Origin of the sequence: Halopenitus persicus, assembly GCF_002355635.1 — an archaeon.
GTDB classification, from domain to species: domain Archaea; phylum Halobacteriota; class Halobacteria; order Halobacteriales; family Haloferacaceae; genus Halopenitus; species Halopenitus persicus_A.
Genome location: NZ_AP017558.1, coordinates 974,659 through 991,534, shown reverse-complemented (window position 1 = coordinate 991,534; position 16,876 = coordinate 974,659). Strand labels below are relative to the sequence as shown.

The following is a 16,876-nucleotide window of genomic DNA, read 5'->3' as shown; positions in this document are numbered from 1 at the left end:
GATCGTGTCGGAGTAACCGGTGTTTTCGCGTCAGCTTCGTGGTCGTTGACGTTCGTTCCCGTCGTGATCCCCCCTCGTGATCTACTCGTGTTATATGTTTAAAATTCTTTTATAATATATAGTTTATATTAAATGGAAATGTATACGCAAGCGTATTCTGATCGGCTCAGAATCGACGAACGGATATCGGAATTCGATCCGCCGCAAGCGGTGGATACGTCATTCAACGCCGGCAAAGCGCTGTATACCAAACTTTCGGTTTCCACCCTTCGGCATCGGCGACCATGGTTCCCATCCATTATCGAGAGACGTTCTGTGAATTCCCGAATGAGCAGCTTACCGTTGATACCGCCAGATCGCTTCCGTTCGCCCTCGTCGATGATCGGCGTCTCCCAGGAGAACTCGATGACGATATGACCGCGGTGTTAACTTAAGCATAGTTCCACCAGACGGCGTGGGCTTGTAACCACGTTTCCGCGGTCGGTGGGTCGACGTGGCTGAAACAGTTTAAAAACGAAGATGTCCTTCGTTGTATTTCTCGAAAGACACGTTCAACTGCGTTTCTGAAGCCGTGGATCTCGACGCGGAAGCGAAGATTCTCTCGTCGAAGCGCGCCTTTGAGGTCGTCGTCGTCATCAACGAGAAACAGCGCATCGTCGACATCGTGTTTCTCAGCTAATTCGGCCAGAAGCTCGCGACCGATCGGAATCGTATACGTTGGAAACAGTCGAGAATGGAGAATTCTATTGGTTTCTGGATCGACCGCAGCATACAGCCAGTACTGCTCATTATTGATCCGGATCGCCTTCTGATCGACAGCAACGCGATCCGGGCTTTCACCGCCAGCTGGCTGTAGATCAGCCTTCTGAACCCAGTTATGAATAGCAGTTCGACTCCGTTCGACACCCAAATCCTCAAGCCACACAACTGTATTCGAAAGTGATAATCCTGCAAGGTGGTGGCGAATACCCTTTTCAATGGTCTCGCGGGGTGTCCGCTCTCGCTCCACAAACTCCAAGTCGATCCACTCGGTAGATCCGGTGAGTCGGTCGGTTTCGGCCATAGGACTCTGAAAATTCGACCGCCTCGTGCTTAATTTAACACCGCGGATATGACCGTTCTGGAATTTATTTAATTTAAACTACTTTTATAGGTAAGTACTATTTTACAGTTATTTAATACGTGATTACTTCGCGATCGAGACCCGACCGAACCCGCCGATCTCCGGAGCCGTCGGCTTTGCTGCTGCGTTCACCGCTCGTCGCTAGGTTCCACCTGTCCGTCCATTATCCGTATCCAAGTGCCTCGTTGTCGGCGAGCAGCGGGTCACCGATCGCCGGAAGTTCGGCGAAGCTCCCTACGAAGACGTCCCAGCCGAACGAGTCCACGAGCACGCCGTATTGGCGAAACTTCGTGAGCACGTACGCGAGCCATATCCCCGACAAGGCGAGCCCGATCCGGCTGTTCGAGACCCGAACCTGATCGATATTTCCGGGGCCACGGGGCTGAGCCGAGCCGGCCGAACACCGTGACGAACAGCGCGAGCGTACAGATGGCCAGCACCGTGTCGCGGTAATCCCAGTTCTGAAGTGCGTTCCACGTTACTAGTTTCAGGAATGGGAATCCAAACCTATCGAGTAAACAGTAACGGACGCCGTTTGGGTTCTGGGGTTGGAGAGCGGCGATCGATGATAGCCGTCAAGGATTACGGATATATGTATGTAATTTAACGCACCCGGTTGAGAAGATGCGTTCGATATATGTACACTATTATTAGTTTGGAGGAATATGTTCGGATATGCAGGAGCAAACCAAGAACGGCGTAACGACGACTGCGAGATCGCTCAACCTTATCGAATACATTCAGCAACACGATGGAGCGACCGTACGGGAGATCACGAATGATCTCGATCTGTCGAAGAGCACGGTTCACAAACATCTCAATACACTCGTTGATCACGGATACCTCGCCAAGCGCGGGGAGCAGTATCTGCTCGGCCTTATGTTCTACAATAAAGGGGAATACGTCCAAGCCGAACGACGGTATTTCACCGTCGCGCGGGAGATCGTCTCCGAACTGGAAGCCGAGGTCAACGAGGACGTGGAGTTCGTCGTCGAGATGGCCGGGCGAGGGATGATCGTTTGTGAATCAAACGACGAACGGATCCGATACGGCGGATCGCTTCAGTTTCAACACGAAGGGTTGTACTTTCCGTTACACACGATGGCTGCCGGAAAGGCACTCCTCGCCGAGATGTCTAACGATCGGATTCGAGAGCTTGCGAACCGGCAGGATCTCCCGGCCTACACGGACGAAACCATAACTACCATTGATGGATTGATCGCCGAGGTCGAGGCGACCCGTGAGCAGGGCTATGCGATTTCACGCGAGGAGTTCACAGAAGGACTCTGTGCGGTGAGCCGCTGTGTCCGGCACGGCGACGGAACCGTACTCGGTGCGATAACTGTTTGTATCCCCATATTTCGAGCGACGGAGGAGGAATTGAATCAGCGCCTCCCGCGGAAGATCGGCAAATATGTCGAAGAGTTCGAGGATCGGATCGGCGATCACGGCTCATTTCAGCGATTATCATACAACGAAACCGAATTCTGAGGGTCTTCCTTGATCGCCACCACCCACGGTAACGTTACACATAATAACGGTAGTGAAATACCGAACTCCATTGTCATCGTTATTCGTTGGTTTTGCTCCTACCGGCACCGCCGGATCAGTCGATGTCCCACGATCAATTATCGCTGCCGGCGTTGATTCGGTACTGATTGCCATACGGGGGTGATTTAAGAGTCCACGAAATCGAAATTAGGATCGATCACATCACAAGCAACCGCTTGCTGTCACCGTCCGTTTGCCGTCACCCTTCGACGATTTCGTGTCGGATGCGTTTGACGGCTTGATTGGAGAAACTTATATATATGAAACGCACCTACGACAGGTCGTCTCACGGAGTATGAACAGCAGTCAAAACGATCGGGCGATCCCGAAAGTATGAACGAGATACAGTTCAGATGACATACGATACACTGTTTGAATCGGCACAGCTTGGTCCGATTCAGATATCGAATCGGATTATGAGTTCGGGCCATCAGACCACGCTCGTTGAGGACCATCTCCCGACGGAGGATTTCTACGAGTATCACCTGGCACGCGGCCGCGGCGGAGCCGGATTGGTGGTTCTCGAGGCTCACGCGGTTCACCAGAGTGGGTTACTAACTGACCACACCATCGATGCGAGCACCGACGAGATCGTCGACGCGTACGACGCGTTCGCCGATCGAATGCACGAGACGGAGACTCGTGTCCTGACGCAGCTCTTCCACGGCGGTCGCGAACGGTATACCGGGGATTATGCGCCACCGGCGCTGTCGGCCTCGGACGAGCCGACCGATCGTCTCCACGTCATTCCGCGGCCGATGGAAACGGACGAAGTCCGGGAGATGATCTCGGCGTACGTTGACGCTGCGGTCCGAATGGAGCGAGCGGGACTGGACGGCGTTGAAATCGTCGGGTCCCACTCGTATCTTCCCGCCCAGTTTTGGAGCTCGAAGGTCAATTCGCGGGATGACGAGTTCGGGGGCAGCCTTGCAAACCGATGTCGATTCACCGTCGAGATAGTCGACCGAATTCACGAACGGACGGGCGACGATTTCGTCGTCGGGTTGCGGCTGAGTGCGAGCGAAGCCTCCACCGACGGACTCTCGTTCGAGGACACGGTTCCCATCATCGAACACATCGAGAACCGTGCAACGCCGGATTACTGGAGCGTCGTCGTCGGCAGTTCGAGCACGCAGAAGGGCTGCAGCTACATCGTTCCGCCGGCAACCGAATCCGAGGCACTCACCCAGTCTCCGGGCGCGGTCATCGATGAACTCGTCTCGGGGTCCACGATCCTGACGTCACGTATCAACACGCCACGGAAGGCGGTCGAGACCATCGAGGAAACCGGTGCCGACGTCGTCGGTATGACCCGAGCCCTGATCGCGGATCCGGAGCTTCCACGGAAGACACGATCCGGAGAGCTGGAGGACGTCATTCCGTGCGTCGCGTGTAACCAAGGCTGTATCGGGAGATATCAGGATGGGTTGCCGATTCGCTGTACGATCAACCCCAAGACGGGCCGTGAAGCAGAGTACGGTGATCTCACTCCGGCGAAGACGGAAAAACCGGTTCTCGTCGTGGGTGGCGGTCCCGCCGGTCTCGTTGCTGCAACGACCGCGGCAAAGCGGGGTCACGACGTGACGCTCGTCGAAGCAACCGATGACCTCGGCGGGCAGATCAACGCGTACGCCGACTTGGATCATCGTGGCCGCTATCGAGAGTGGATACGGACGCTTGAATCGCGGCTCGACCGTCACGACGTTACCGTTCAATACGGGACCAAGTTCAGGGCAGAAAACGCCGAGAAATATGATTTCGAGGAGCTCGTTCTCGCAACGGGGGCACGACCTCGGTTGCCGGACGTTTCGGGTTCGGACGCGATCACGGTCCGAACTGCAACCGACGCGCTCTCCGAGGCGGATCCGTTCGGCGACTCCGTTCTCATCTCCGACTGGAACGGTAATCAAGCCGCACTTGACGTTGCACGGGAAGCCGCCGAGTCCGGCGCGGACGTCGAGATCGTTACCGCCGCCTATACGCCCGGTGAGTCGGTACAACAGTACGTTCAGAACACCCTCCTCGGGGATCTGTACGCGGACGACGTAACGATGACTCCTCACTATCAAGTGAGATCCATCGAGGACGATCGGGTCGTGCTCCGGAATCAATTCAACGAGACGACCGAACGTCGGTCAGGAATCGACACGCTGGTGTTTTCACACGGCGGCAAGGCGGACGTCGACACGTATCGCAACTGTACGGATCTGGACGCATCGATACATCGCATCGGGGACTGTTGGTCACCACGGTCGCTCGATGAAGCCGTCTGGGAAGCGTTCGAAACCGCCGCGAACATCTGAGCCGACCGAAAGCATACGATCTCATAATGAGCTTCACTACACACCACACGGGAACGAATTGGGAAGAAAACGCAGGATTCTCACAGGTCATCACGGTACCTGCGGATCACTCCTTGATAGTCACTGCCGGGCAGGTGGCGTTTGATGACGACGCACAAGTCGTTGGTGAGGGAAACGTGGAGGCACAGACGCGCAAGTCGTTTGATAACCTGGAGCGGACGCTTAACGCGGCTGACGCAACGATGAACGACGTGATCAAGCTTCGCTACTCGATCACGGATCGATCGCATTACGATACGGTCAAAGCGGTTCGCGACGAATACCTCTCCGAGCCGCACCCGACCGGAATGCTTGCAGTGTTGGACGAACTCGCAATGCCGGAGTTGCTGGTCGAGATCGAGGCGCTTGCAGCGGTACCTGAGTGATCGAGTCGAGCGAGATCGCGAACTCCAGTCCGCCGATTTCGCTTGGTGTACCCGGACAGTGACGAAGTGGTGGAACTTCCGGATCGACGCGCTTCGAACTACGTCGACCGATTCGGCGAACGGTTGGCGCCACTATCCACCACCCTAGTCCGCGCATCGTTCTCCCTGTGTTGGATTCATTTATAAACATTTATCTACAAAAGATTTATTAACTATTGTTCTATATGGTTGTCTATGCCATTCACAGAGTGGCTTAATTGGTTCGTCATCGGAATAATTACATCATTGATTTTGTATCTCGCGGTCGGGACGTACGCGGGACGACTCGTTAAAGACGTTGAGGATTACTACGTTGCGGGCCGAAACGCTCCGACGCTATTGATCGTCGGCACGCTCGTTGCGTCGTTTCTCAGCACGGTTTCGTTCCTCGGGGAGGTCGGCTACAGTTATAACGGATACCCGATCGTTCTCCTGATCCTCGTGGTTTTGAACGTCTCCGGATACGTGATCGGAGCGTACTTTTTCGGACGGTATATCTATCAACTCAAACCGCTTACGCTCCCGGAGTACTTCGGGGAGCGGTTTGATTCGGGGCGGGTGCAGCTCGTCTCCGCTCTCACCTTGATCATCGGGCTTGGCGTCTATCTCATTGCAGTGTCACAGGGAATCTCGCTGCTCGTTGCCGATGTTACCGGATTCAGCTATCTTACGAGTCTGATACTGGTCGTCGGCGCCTACGTCGGCTTCACGTTCTATTCGGGATCGCAGGGAGTCGTGATCACGGACACGATTATGTTCCTCATATTTACCTTTGCTGCCATCGTTGCAGCTCCGTTCATCATCGACTCGGCAGGAGGGTGGCCGAACGTGATCTACCAGCTGTCCGAGTCGACCGTCCGCCCTGGTATTCTGAGCTGGCACGGGACGATAACGGGCGACGGTGCGTATTACGCAAATAAGTGGGGATCGCTTATGTACGCGATCACCTTCGGGATCGTCTGGATGGTCGTCGTCGCCGTGAGCCCCTGGCAAACGAGTCGGTACATTATGGCGAAAAGCGAACAAACGATCCTCCGTTCGGGGGTTGCAACGATGCTCATTATCGCCGCGATCTACGCGACCCTGCATCTGAGCGTCTCGTCGATATCGTTGGTGAATCCGGACATCACGCCGACGGACACCGTGTTCATCTGGGCCGCACAGAATATGCTCCCCGTCTGGTTGGGGGTCATCGTTCTCAGCGGGATCGTCGCCGCGGGTATGTCTTCGTGTTCCACCTTCCTGTCGCTTATCGGGTTCAGCCTCACGAACGACGTCTTCGAGGTATTGGACCTCTCCACGATCGACGACCGAACGGGTAACGATTACCTCGCTCTCAGTCGATTGTTCGTGGTCTTGTTTGCGGTCGTCGTCCTAGGGATCACCTATTATCAGCCGCCCGCAGTCCTGTGGATCGGATACTTTGCTGCGTCGATATTCGCGGCATCTTGGGGGCCGATCGCGTTCGCAAGCGTCCACTGGAAGGGGGTCTCGAAGACGGGAGCGCTCTGGGGGATCGCACTCGGGTTCGTCACCATCATCGGCTTACAAGGAGTGGTTGAGTATGGGTCTCTGACGCTCCCGACGTACCTCCCGCCCGAGATTCTGGGCTTCCTCGTCAGTCTCGCCGCGGTAGTCCTCGGGAGTTATGTCAACGGACCGACCCCGTCGGAACGGGAACGCCGGACGGAAATGGTAGAGGGAGTCGGTGGAGCCTCCCCCGCGGAGATCGGTCGAACGTTGCTCTACACGCGGGTGACGATCGTCGGAGCGGTGCTCCTGTCGGTCGGACTGGCCGTATTCTATTATGCGCCCTATGCGGGATTACTCTGAACAGCTCACGAAATAATGTTTAGACGACAGAAATTATAATATATAATTAAATTTTTATTACAAAATATCTTATCAATCTGAGAAAGTCATCTAAATCTGCTCGTATATCTCCGGTCTACTGGTTGATCTCCTTCCATAAGCCAAAATGTTTTTATAGTTTGTGCGCTATACCCTTGATATGGTGTGCCAACCGAGATCAGCAATGAAATCTATACTAATTGGTGTGTTAGATAAATGATCGATATTACAACTATAAGGTACAAATGACTGTTTCCGGTGAACTCCTGTTCGTTATTTATTATGGAGGGGTACTGTTGGTGGTTGCAGCCCTCCTTGATTGGTTGGTGCGAAACGGATATACGACGACCTGAGAGGAACCGATCGGGACGCATTCGGAACGGGGAAGGTCGGTTTGACCGTGCCGTTCATAACCGACGTGAACGCACGGCTCTTCCCTGGAAAGTCAATACTTATACGAGTCCCACGACTGGATACCGGTAATGAACGCCTTCGCGAACGGACGGTGGTCGGCCGATGAGTGACTCCCAGAACGACATCCGGGCGTACACGCTTCGGCTCGAGCTGGTCGACGAGCCCGGCGAGCTCCTCCGGTCGCTGCGCCCGATCGCCGACAACGGCGGCAACCTCCTGTCGATCTTCCACGAGCGCGGCAACGTCACCCCGCGCGGACACATCCCGGTCGAGGTCGACATCGAGGCGACCCCCGACCGCTTCGAGAAGATCGTCGACGCCCTCCACGAGGCGGGCATCAACGTGGTGCAGGCGGGCACCGAGCGCTACAGCGAGGCGCTGACGATCGTGCTCTCCGGGCACGTGATCGAGACCGACCTCTCCGACACGCTCGAGCGGATCCAGGCGTCGGCGAACGCCACGGTGACCGACGTCTCGCTGTCGGCCCCCGAGGGGACGGCGGACACCTCCAGCGCACGCCTGCAGATCGCCGCCGAGTCGGGCGCGACCGGCACCGTGCTCGCGGGAGTCCGCGAGGTCGCCGACGAGAAGGACCTGCGTCTCATCGAGCCGCTCACCACGGAGGGCGACCGATGAGGCTCGCCGTCATCGGCGCCGGCGCGGTCGGGTCGTCGGTCGTCGAGCTGGCCGGTGAGTACGGCCACGACGTGACCGCCTTCGCGGACTCGCGGAGCGCAGCCGTCGACGCCGACGGACTCGACGTCGACGCGGTGCTCGACCGCAAGCGGACCGACGGGATCGTGGGCGACGCCGACCCCGAGGACGCCCTCTCGGGCCCCTACGACGTCCTCGTGGAGGCGACGCCGACCACGCTCGGCGACGCGGAGCCGGGAATGACCCACGTCGAGGCGGCCCTGACCCGCGACCGCCACGTCGTGTTGGCCAACAAGGGTCCGGTCGCCGAGCGGTACGGCGACGTCCGCGAGTTGGAGGCCGACAGCGAGGGACGCGTCCTCTTCGAGGCCACCGTCGGCGGGGCGATGCCGGTGCTCTCGACCATCGCCGACGTCGGGGCCGACCACATCACCGCCGTTCGGGGCGTGTTGAACGGAACGGTCAACTTCGTGCTCTCGCGGATGGCCGCGGAGGGGCTCGATTACGAGCACGTCCTCGCGGAGGCCCAGGACCTGGGCGTCGCGGAGACCGATCCGTCCTTCGACGTCGAGGGGACCGACACCGCTCTCAAGGGCGTCATCCTGGCGAACGTGCTCTCGGAGGACCGGGAGTACACGCTCGACGACGCCGAGGTCGACGGGATCGTCGACATCCCCGGCAGCGTGCTCGAGCTCGCCCGGGAGGACGGCCGGACGGTCCGGCTGATCGTGGAGGTTCGCGAGGGCGAGGTCCGCGTCGGGCCGCGGCTCGTCCCCGAGAACGCGGCGCTCGCGCCGACGGGGACCTACAACACGGTGCAGTTCGAGACTGAACACGCCGGCCAGCTGAACGTCTCCGGGCTGGGCGCCGGCGGTCCCGAGACCGCAAGCGCGATCCTGGCCGACGTCGGCCGGCTCGACCGAAGCTGAACCTCGTTCACTCGGGTCGCGTCGGGCCGGGCGCCGCGACGTCGTCGTTCTCGCGTCCGTTGACCCCTTCGCCCCCGAACCGCTTGGGTGACGCTCCCTCGACGCGGGTCGATTCCACGAGCGACGCGAGCTCGCGCAGCGGGATCTGCCCCGGGGCGTAGTCGCCCTCGTCGTCGACGAGCGGGGCGTACCCCAGCTTGGAGCCGTAGACGTGGCCGATCACCCGGACGTGGCTGCCGAGTTCGCCCATCGCGATGCCCGCGACTGACCGGCCGGCGGCCGTGGCCTCCCGAACCACGTCCAACACCGTGAGGGTGTCGGCGAGGTCGGTCGGGAACGTCGCGACCTTCGCGATATCGCCGTAGTCGGCACACTCCTCGACGATCGCCGCCAGGACGTCCCGGTCGGGCGTCGACTCGAAATCGTGGTGTGAGACGATGACGTCCACCCCGTTCTCCCGGAGGTCGTCGACGATCCACTCCTTGGCCCGGGCGGTCTCGAGCTCCACGTCCACGAGGACGACGTCGTCGAATCGGGACGCCGAAAAGAGCGCGTCCAGTCGGCCGGCGTCGGGCGCGTGCCCGCCGAACCACCGGTTGCGGTTGGTCGCGACGATCGGCAGCTCGCCCTCGTAGGCCGCAAGCTGGTCGATCGGGTCCGTGGCCACGTCCATCCGGAACTCGATGAGATCGGCCGCGTCCCGGGCGTCCGCCTCCCGCGACAGGTCGTCCGTCGTGGCCGCGAGGGCGAACTCGTCGGGGATCATATACCGGGAGTTGCCCGCTCCCGACCATAAATGTTGAGCATCACCCGACTGCGGTCGGGTGGCTGAATCGCCGGTCGCTGTGCCCGATCGCCGAAACCGCTCACGTGGTCGGCCGTCCGCTCACGCAGCCGGACGTTCGCTCACGCGGCCGGACGTTCGCTCACGCGTTCGGGCGTCTGCACCGCGGCCGGCGTGTCTTCTCACGTCGCGTCGCCGGTTCCGCCGGGGATCCGGAGCGCGATCAGGGCGGCGACGCCGGCGACGAGCGCCAACAGCAGGACCGCCTCGGTGAAGTAGTCCGCGTCGGCGAGCACGCCGATCACGGTCGGGGCGACCGCACCGACGCCCATATACCCGGTTCGCAGCAGCCCCAGCCCGGTCCCCTGGACCGTCTCCGGGAACGCGCCCGTCAGGGCCGTCAGCGTGATCGTCGCGTAGCCGAGCATGCCGCTGGCGACCACGGTGGCGGCCGCGACCGCGAGGGTCCCCTCCACGAGCGCCAGCATCCCGATCCCGACCGCTCCGAACCCGAGCGCGACCGGAAGCGAGCGACGGATCCCGTAGACGTCGTAGGCCGACCCGGCGGCCAGCTTCGAGACGATCCCGAGCGCGAAAAAGACGCCGAACAGCGCGGTCGCGGTCGTCTGCGGGATCCCCTTGATCTCGACGAGGTACGTCGGATAGAAGGCCGTCAACCCCTGCCAGACGCAGTAGCCGAGCAGCTGGGCCGCGGTCACGACGAGCACCGACGGTTTTCGGATGACCCCGGCGAGCGTCCGGGCGGTGCTCACGACCCCGGGGTCGGATCCGGTCCCGTTGGACCGGCCGTCGTCGCCGGACGCGGCCCCGTTCGACCGACCGTCGGACGGGATCACGAGGAAGATCACGACCGCGGCCGCCAGGAACGCCGGGATCGCGAAGCCGAGCCCGGTCTCCCAGGCGATCGCGACCGCGAGGGCGCCGCCGAGCGGCGGCAACAGGGCGTTTCCGAGGTCGCCGGCGGCCATCGTCGCGCCGATGGCGGTGCCCGCCCGGTCGGCGTAGTTGTTCGAGAGGATCGTGAACCGCGTGACGCCGTAGAGGGCGGTGGTGAGGCCGAACAGGACCGTCGCCGCGAACAGCACACCGGTGGACTGCGCCGTCACCACCAGCACGAGCGCCGTCGCCGAGACCGTGGTGCTCGCCACGAGGACGCGCCTGGCGCCGAACCGATCGTCGAGGATGCCGCCGGGAAGCTGGCCGATCGCGTATGCGATCCATAACGCCGTGACGAGCAGCCCGGCGGTGGTGAGGTCGAAGCCGAAATCCGCCCGGAGCTGCGGGAGGATCGCGGGATAGACCATCCGGACGCCGATCGAGAGGAACCATCCGCCCGCGACCGCGACCAGGATCGGTCCGCGCCCGCCGGCCCACAGGTCCGCCGCAACTCCTCGAAGATCGGCCGCTCGCTTACCGGCGGTCATTCATCGGGGCTCCTCGACGGACGGCGGTATATCCATCGGTCCGGGCGATCCGTTCCGGAAGACGGGACCGAGTGACGGGCCGGAAGACGGGAGCAACGGAGAGAGACCCGGCACGCGGATCCGAGGAAAACGGCGTCGGGGTGGGTCGGGATCGTAAACGTCTACGTTTCCGGACATTGTACGGTTCGGGGATGCCCGCAACCCGGCGCCGAGCCCTCCAACTGGTCGGCGCGACGACGACTGCCGCGCTCGCCGGCTGTTCGATGCCCGAGGTGTTCGACTCGGAGTCGACCGCCACCGAGTACACCCTCCGCGTGGATCGGATCAGCACGACGCCGATCGAGCACGCACTCTACGATCCGGACGACTCGCCGCTGTTCGGCGACCCCGCCCGCACTGCGATCGCGGCGATCCTGCCGGAGGGTCGGCATATGACCCTCGGCTATACGCCGCTGCCCGCCGACGCGTACCTCCACGACGAGAGGACGGACACCTACCACCAGGTGAAACGTGTCGTGACCGGCCGCCGACGCCGCGAGCGAACGCTGGTCCGGCTGACTCCCGTCTCGAACGCCGACTCGGGGTCCCCGGGCACGGACGCCAGCTCCGGCTCGGGATCGGGAGCCGCACCCGAGCCCGACGAGGACCCGCTCGTGATCGAGACGCTCGATCGACCGGACGAGCGCGTGCTGACGATCCTGTACAGCCACCACGTGACTGACGGCGCCGGCGCCTCGAGCGAGCTGCTCCGCGGGGACGCCTACGTCCTGCGCCGGCCGGCCGAGCGGAACGGGCGGCTCGCCGCCGGCGACCTCGACGGACGAACGGTCGCCATCGACGCCGAGTCGCGACGAACCTACCGCATCGACCTCCGGTCGGAGACGCTCCGTGAGCCGGAACACGTCGTCACCGCGGTTCGAGTGGCCGACTCGCCGGCGGCGTTTCGCGAGGTCGTCCTCGAGACGCGCGTCGATGCCGAGATCGATCGCGGGCGGCTCTCGGCCGACGCGGACGACCTGCTCGACCGGGCGATCGCGCGCGGTGAGTATACCGAGACGGCGCCGCGGTCGGACGCCTTCCGGACGCTGCTGGCGGCACTCGGCCTTGAGCGGATCGAGTCCTCGGCCAACGGCCGGCTCCTCTGGGACGGGCAGTCGCTTTACCGCTACGCGCTGTACGTCTCGGAACCGTCCTGAGCGGAGCTGGCACGTTCCGTCGGGCTGAACCTGAACGGCCGAAGCTGGAGGCACGGCACCCGGGGACCGTCAGTCCCCGGGACAGCCGAGCTCGTACTGGTTCTCCTCGACGGTGGCTGTGGGCGGGATCGTCACGGAGACCGGCTCGTCGTACCCCCGGTAGGTCGTGGTGAGGGTGGCCGTCGCGGTCACGTCTCTCCGGGAGATCTGCAGCCGAAGCCGGGACCTGACCGGCAGGTCCGTCTCCGGGTCGATCCAAAGCTGCGCGGTGGCGTTCTCCAGCGACGCGTCCGCGAGCCCCGTCTCGCCGGCGGTCTGCCGGCGCTCCGCGAGCGACTCGATCGTCTCCCGAGTCGGATACGCTTCGATCAGCACCGTTCGGTTCCCGTCGACGGTGCGATCCCCGCGCCAGTACACCCGGGATCGCTCGAGGAGGGTCAGGTGGTTCGACAGCGGCGTGGCGTCCCGCCAGCGGTCCGACTCCGGGACCGACTCGACGGCCCAGCCGTCCCACGGCGGACGACACTGCCGGTAGGACGTGTTCCCGTCGACGTACGTCTCGACGGTCGCCGCATCGTTCGCACCGCCGGCGGCGAGCGACCCGCCACCGCCATCGATCCGTGTCGTGGCGCGCAGTCGTTCGGCGGAGACGTTGACGGCCCCGGACCCCTCCGCGGTGGCCGTCCGCTCCCGGCCATCGGCGGTCGCCGAGGCGTGCATCCGGGCCTCGAAGCGGTAAGTCTCGACGTCGGATACTGCCGCGGTCGTTCGGTCGAGCGTCTCGAGGGCGCGGTCGTCGCTCGGCGGGCGGTCGTCGCCGAACGGGAGGGCGGTACAGCCGGCCAGCACGACGAGGAGGGCGAGCGAGAGCGCGAGGGCGGCGCGTCGCATACGTGGGCGTGAGAGCCGGGATGCTAAATAGCCGGTGCCGCAGGAACGTCCCGTCCCTGGAACGCGTCGGTTCGCCGGCGTGGACGTCAGTATACCACGAGCGCCAGGTAGAGCTGCCCGACGCCGGCGATCACCATCACGACGCCCGCGAGCCGTTTCAGCCAGCCGGAGTAGGCCATCAGGCGACCGGCGTTGGTGAGCAGGCCCATCCCGGTGGCGACGGTGGTCGCGACCAACAGAACGGCGACGACCCCGGCGTACACGCCGAGCAGGAGCACGGCGACGTCGGTCGGGAGCGCGATCGCCCGTGCGACGACGCCGAGGAAGATCGGGGCGACGCAGCCTGCGCCGGCCAGCGCGTAGCCGGCCCCGAACAGGCCGAACCCGAGCACGCTGGACCGGCGTTTCGGCAGCGGAATCGAGATGGATGGGGCGCGACCGGCCGCGACCAGCAGTCCGAAGACGACGAGGAGCCCGCCGACCAGGGACTCGAAGACGGTGAGGTTCGAGATCGTCGAATGCCCGATCCGAACCGTCGCGCCCGCCAGGACCGTGAACGTGGCGAGCACCCCGATCCCGGCCGCGATCCCTCGGGTTCCGGCGCCGGTGATCGAGACCGAGTCGGCGTCGGCCTGGTTGACGTAGAAGCCGACGTAGCCGGGCAACAGGGGATACGCGCACGGCGAAAAGAACGTCGCGACGCCGGCGGCGACCGCGAAGGGGACGTTCGTTGCAAGGGTGGCGTCGGTCATCGGTCGATCACGGGATTGGTCACTTATAAGGCGGTCTCGATGCCCGCGAGCAGTTCATCGGCCGTGTGGACGCCGGAATCGGACCAGCGGACGCGACCCGTGTCGTCGATCGCGACCGCGGTAGGGTAGTACCCGACGTTCAGCGTCGAGGTGAGCTCCGCGGTCACGTCGCTCGCGACGAGCCAGTCGCCGTCGTGCTCGCGCCACCACTCGGCGATGGTCTCCGCGACGGCGTCCTGGCTGGCGTCCTCGGGGGTGACGGAGACGAACCGGACGTCGTCGTCGACCTGCGGTCGCACGTCCGCCAGGATCGGCATCTGGTCCTCGCAGGGGGAACACCACGTGGCGAAGAAGTCGACGAACGTCGGCCGGTCCGGCGCCGGGATCGTCACCTCGCCGGCCGTGCTCCCCGGGGCGTCGATCGTCGGGAGCGTCACGGGATCGACCGGCTCCGCGTCGGCCCGGCCGAGCACCGCGGGGACGTTCCCGGTCGCCAGCAGACCGGCGCCGCCGAGTACGGCGGTGCTTGCGACCCCGGCGAGGACCTGGCGGCGGCGCATCCTACGCGGTCACCACCCGTTCGAAGTCGTTCACGACCGTCTCGATGTCCACCGTGGGGCCGTTCGGGTACGCGCGCTCGACGAACCCTCGCTTGTTCGCGAGGAGGATGAGCCCGTAATGGGGGAACTGGTACTCGAGACCCTCGTAGTCGTCGGCCGGGGCCTTCTCGATGACCAGTCCGAACTCCTCCTCGAGCAGCGTCTGGCCGGCCTCGTAGGTCTCGGGCCGGAGGAAATGCCAGTTGCCGGCCTCGAGGCTCACGCCCTGCTGGGTGGCGTACTCGCGGAGGACGTCCGCGGTGTCGCGCTCCGGATCGAAGGTGATCGGGAGGAACGCCGATTCGTCGCCGTAGCCCTCCTGGGCGGCGACCTCCTGGGCACGTCGGAGCCGCTGGATGAGTGCGGGACAGACCCCGTCCGGGCAGTTGGTGTAGAAGAACGTCAGCAGAACGGCGCGGTCGTCCTCGAGATCGGCGGTCGAGACCGCCTCACCGGTCACGGGATCCGGAAGCGTGACCGCGGGCAGCTCGTCGCCGTAGCTCGGGTGGGCCGCCTCGCTCAGGTCCTGCTCGGGCGGGCCGAGCACGACGTTCTCGTTCCCGAACCCGGGTATCGACCCGAGACAGCCGGCGGTCCCGACGACGCCGGCGCCCGCAAGCGATCGCAGATAGTGACGCCGATCCATATCCGTGGTTACGTCCCGATGGATAAATGCCCCGCGCTGATCGTCGGCGCGTGCGAACGCCCGTCAGGGCGTGGGTTCCCTCGGTACCGTCCGTCAGGGCGGTGGTTCCCTCGGAGGCATCCGTCAGGGCGGTGGTTCCCTCGGGGGTATCCGTGGGGTTGCGTGTGACCCGCGCGAGGTGTATGCGCCGTCCTGACGCGACCGAGCGGAACCCGATCGATTCAAATCCGTCGGCCCGTATTGGTCGGTATGAACGGCGACGACGCCAACGAGGGCGATTCATCCGACGGCGAGACCCGCGAGAACGTCGTGCCGGGCAGCGAGGAGGAGCTGTCCACCCCCGACGTGCGCGGGCCGGACTTCCGCGGGGACCTCGACATCGGCGAGCTGCTCGAGACGTACGCGACCACCGGCTTCCAGGCGACCCACCTCGCCGAGGCGATCGACATCGCCGAGCGGATGCAGGAGGAGGACGCCACGGTCTATCTCACCTTCACCTCGAACATCGTCTCCTCGGGGCTGCGCGAGACGGTCGCGTACCTCGTTCGGGAGGGCTATGTCGACGTGCTCATTACGACCTCCGGGTCGCTGACCGAGGACATCATCAAGACGGCCAAACCCTTTAAGATGGGCGAGTGGGACGCCGACGAGGGCGAACTCCGCGAGCGGGGCATCAACCGGCTCGGGAACATCTACGTCCCCTCCGACCGGTACGTCTGGCTCGAGGAGTTCCTCTACGACTTCTTCGACGACTTCTTCGCCGAGCAGAAGGTCCGCACGCCGACCGCCTTCGCCCGCGAGGTCGGCGAGACGCTCGACGACGAGGACTCCGTGTTGAAACAGGCCGCCGACAACGACGTCCCCGTCTACTGTCCGGCCCTGACCGACGCGGAGGTCGGCAACTTCCTCTACTACTACCGGCAGGGCTACGACGCCGAGATCGGCATCGAGATCCTCGACGACTACGACTCGCTCATCGAGGACGGCCTCCTGGCGGGCAAGACCGGCCTCATCGCCGTCGGCGGCGGGGTGCCCAAACACCACGCGATCATGACGAACCTCTTCCGCGGCGGCGCCGACTACGCGATCTACATCTCGACCGGGATGGAGGGCGACGGCTCCCTGTCGGGCGCGCCGCCAAACGAGGCGGTCTCCTGGGGGAAGATCAAGGACGACACCGAGACGAACTACACGCAGGTCGAGGCCGAGGCCACCCTGGTGTTCCCGCTGCTCGTGGCGGGCGCGTTCGCCTGACGCACGACGGAGTGGGTCGG

Annotated in this window: 16 protein-coding genes; 8 read left to right on the top strand and 8 right to left on the bottom strand. The window is 63.1% G+C overall.

The window, feature by feature from the left end:
* Positions 1–430: 430 nt before the first annotated feature.
* Together CPZ00_RS04780 and CPZ00_RS16010 are read right to left on the bottom strand one after the other, a co-directional pair.
* Positions 431–1,063, bottom strand: a complete 633-nt coding sequence (locus CPZ00_RS04780; protein ID WP_096389870.1) for an IS6 family transposase — start codon at positions 1,061–1,063, stop codon at positions 431–433.
* A 223-nt stretch (positions 1,064–1,286) separates the two neighbouring features.
* A complete protein-coding gene (locus CPZ00_RS16010) occupies positions 1,287–1,421 on the bottom strand; it encodes a hypothetical protein (protein WP_269845487.1) in 135 nt (44 codons plus the stop codon).
* Between the two features lie 377 nt (positions 1,422–1,798).
* Here CPZ00_RS16010 and CPZ00_RS04775 point away from each other — a divergent pair, with 377 nt between their 5' ends.
* The 6 genes from CPZ00_RS04775 to CPZ00_RS04750 all read left to right on the top strand — a co-directional run bounded on the left by CPZ00_RS04775 (position 1,799) and on the right by CPZ00_RS04750 (position 9,289).
* Complete coding sequence (locus CPZ00_RS04775) at positions 1,799–2,614, top strand: IclR family transcriptional regulator (RefSeq protein WP_096389869.1); 816 nt, start codon at positions 1,799–1,801, stop codon at positions 2,612–2,614.
* Between the two features lie 413 nt (positions 2,615–3,027).
* The gene (locus CPZ00_RS04770; protein ID WP_096389868.1) at positions 3,028–4,977 is read left to right on the top strand and encodes an FAD-dependent oxidoreductase; all 1,950 of its coding nucleotides are present in this window, start codon (positions 3,028–3,030) and stop codon (positions 4,975–4,977) included.
* A gap of 26 nt (positions 4,978–5,003) precedes the next feature.
* Positions 5,004–5,402 (top strand): Rid family hydrolase, encoded by a 399-nt coding sequence (locus tag CPZ00_RS04765; RefSeq protein WP_096389867.1) that lies wholly within the window; start codon positions 5,004–5,006, stop codon positions 5,400–5,402.
* Between the two features lie 234 nt (positions 5,403–5,636).
* Positions 5,637–7,274: a sodium:solute symporter family protein gene (locus tag CPZ00_RS04760; RefSeq protein WP_096389866.1), complete on the top strand. Its 1,638-nt coding sequence runs from the start codon at positions 5,637–5,639 to the stop codon at positions 7,272–7,274.
* Positions 7,275–7,808: 534 nt separating this feature from the next.
* Positions 7,809–8,342: an amino acid-binding protein gene (locus CPZ00_RS04755; RefSeq protein WP_096389865.1), complete on the top strand. Its 534-nt coding sequence runs from the start codon at positions 7,809–7,811 to the stop codon at positions 8,340–8,342.
* Positions 8,339–9,289: a homoserine dehydrogenase gene (locus tag CPZ00_RS04750; RefSeq protein ID WP_096389864.1), complete on the top strand. Its 951-nt coding sequence runs from the start codon at positions 8,339–8,341 to the stop codon at positions 9,287–9,289. The genes CPZ00_RS04755 and CPZ00_RS04750 overlap by 4 nt, the downstream gene beginning before the upstream one ends.
* 7 nt (positions 9,290–9,296) lie before the next feature.
* Here the strand turns inward: CPZ00_RS04750 and CPZ00_RS04745 are convergent, their stop codons facing one another.
* Positions 9,297–10,055, bottom strand: a complete 759-nt coding sequence (locus CPZ00_RS04745) for a type I 3-dehydroquinate dehydratase (protein ID WP_096389863.1) — start codon at positions 10,053–10,055, stop codon at positions 9,297–9,299.
* A gap of 200 nt (positions 10,056–10,255) precedes the next feature.
* Complete coding sequence (locus tag CPZ00_RS04740) at positions 10,256–11,518, bottom strand: MFS transporter (RefSeq protein ID WP_096389862.1); 1,263 nt, start codon at positions 11,516–11,518, stop codon at positions 10,256–10,258.
* Between the two features lie 191 nt (positions 11,519–11,709).
* Between CPZ00_RS04740 and CPZ00_RS04735 the strand changes: the two genes are divergently transcribed.
* Complete coding sequence (locus CPZ00_RS04735) at positions 11,710–12,714, top strand: hypothetical protein (RefSeq protein WP_096389861.1); 1,005 nt, start codon at positions 11,710–11,712, stop codon at positions 12,712–12,714.
* A gap of 69 nt (positions 12,715–12,783) precedes the next feature.
* On the opposite strand, the gene CPZ00_RS04730 is transcribed toward CPZ00_RS04735, so the two are convergent.
* The 4 genes from CPZ00_RS04730 to CPZ00_RS04715 form a co-directional block, all read right to left on the bottom strand.
* On the bottom strand, positions 12,784–13,605 hold the full coding sequence (locus CPZ00_RS04730; RefSeq protein ID WP_172861782.1) for a hypothetical protein: 822 nt from the start codon (positions 13,603–13,605) through the stop codon (positions 12,784–12,786).
* 86 nt (positions 13,606–13,691) lie between these two features.
* Positions 13,692–14,357, bottom strand: coding sequence for a cytochrome c biogenesis CcdA family protein (locus CPZ00_RS04725; protein ID WP_096389860.1), 666 nt, complete (start codon positions 14,355–14,357; stop codon positions 13,692–13,694).
* 23 nt (positions 14,358–14,380) lie between these two features.
* Entirely contained in the window at positions 14,381–14,917 is a 537-nt protein-coding gene (locus CPZ00_RS04720; RefSeq protein ID WP_096389859.1) for a TlpA family protein disulfide reductase, read from the bottom strand.
* A 1-nt stretch (position 14,918) separates the two neighbouring features.
* Positions 14,919–15,602, bottom strand: a complete 684-nt coding sequence (locus CPZ00_RS04715; protein ID WP_096389858.1) for an SCO family protein — start codon at positions 15,600–15,602, stop codon at positions 14,919–14,921.
* A 249-nt stretch (positions 15,603–15,851) separates the two neighbouring features.
* On the opposite strand from CPZ00_RS04715, the gene CPZ00_RS04710 reads away from it, so the two are divergent.
* Positions 15,852–16,856, top strand: coding sequence for a deoxyhypusine synthase (locus CPZ00_RS04710; RefSeq protein WP_096389857.1), 1,005 nt, complete (start codon positions 15,852–15,854; stop codon positions 16,854–16,856).
* Positions 16,857–16,876: the final 20 nt, after the last annotated feature.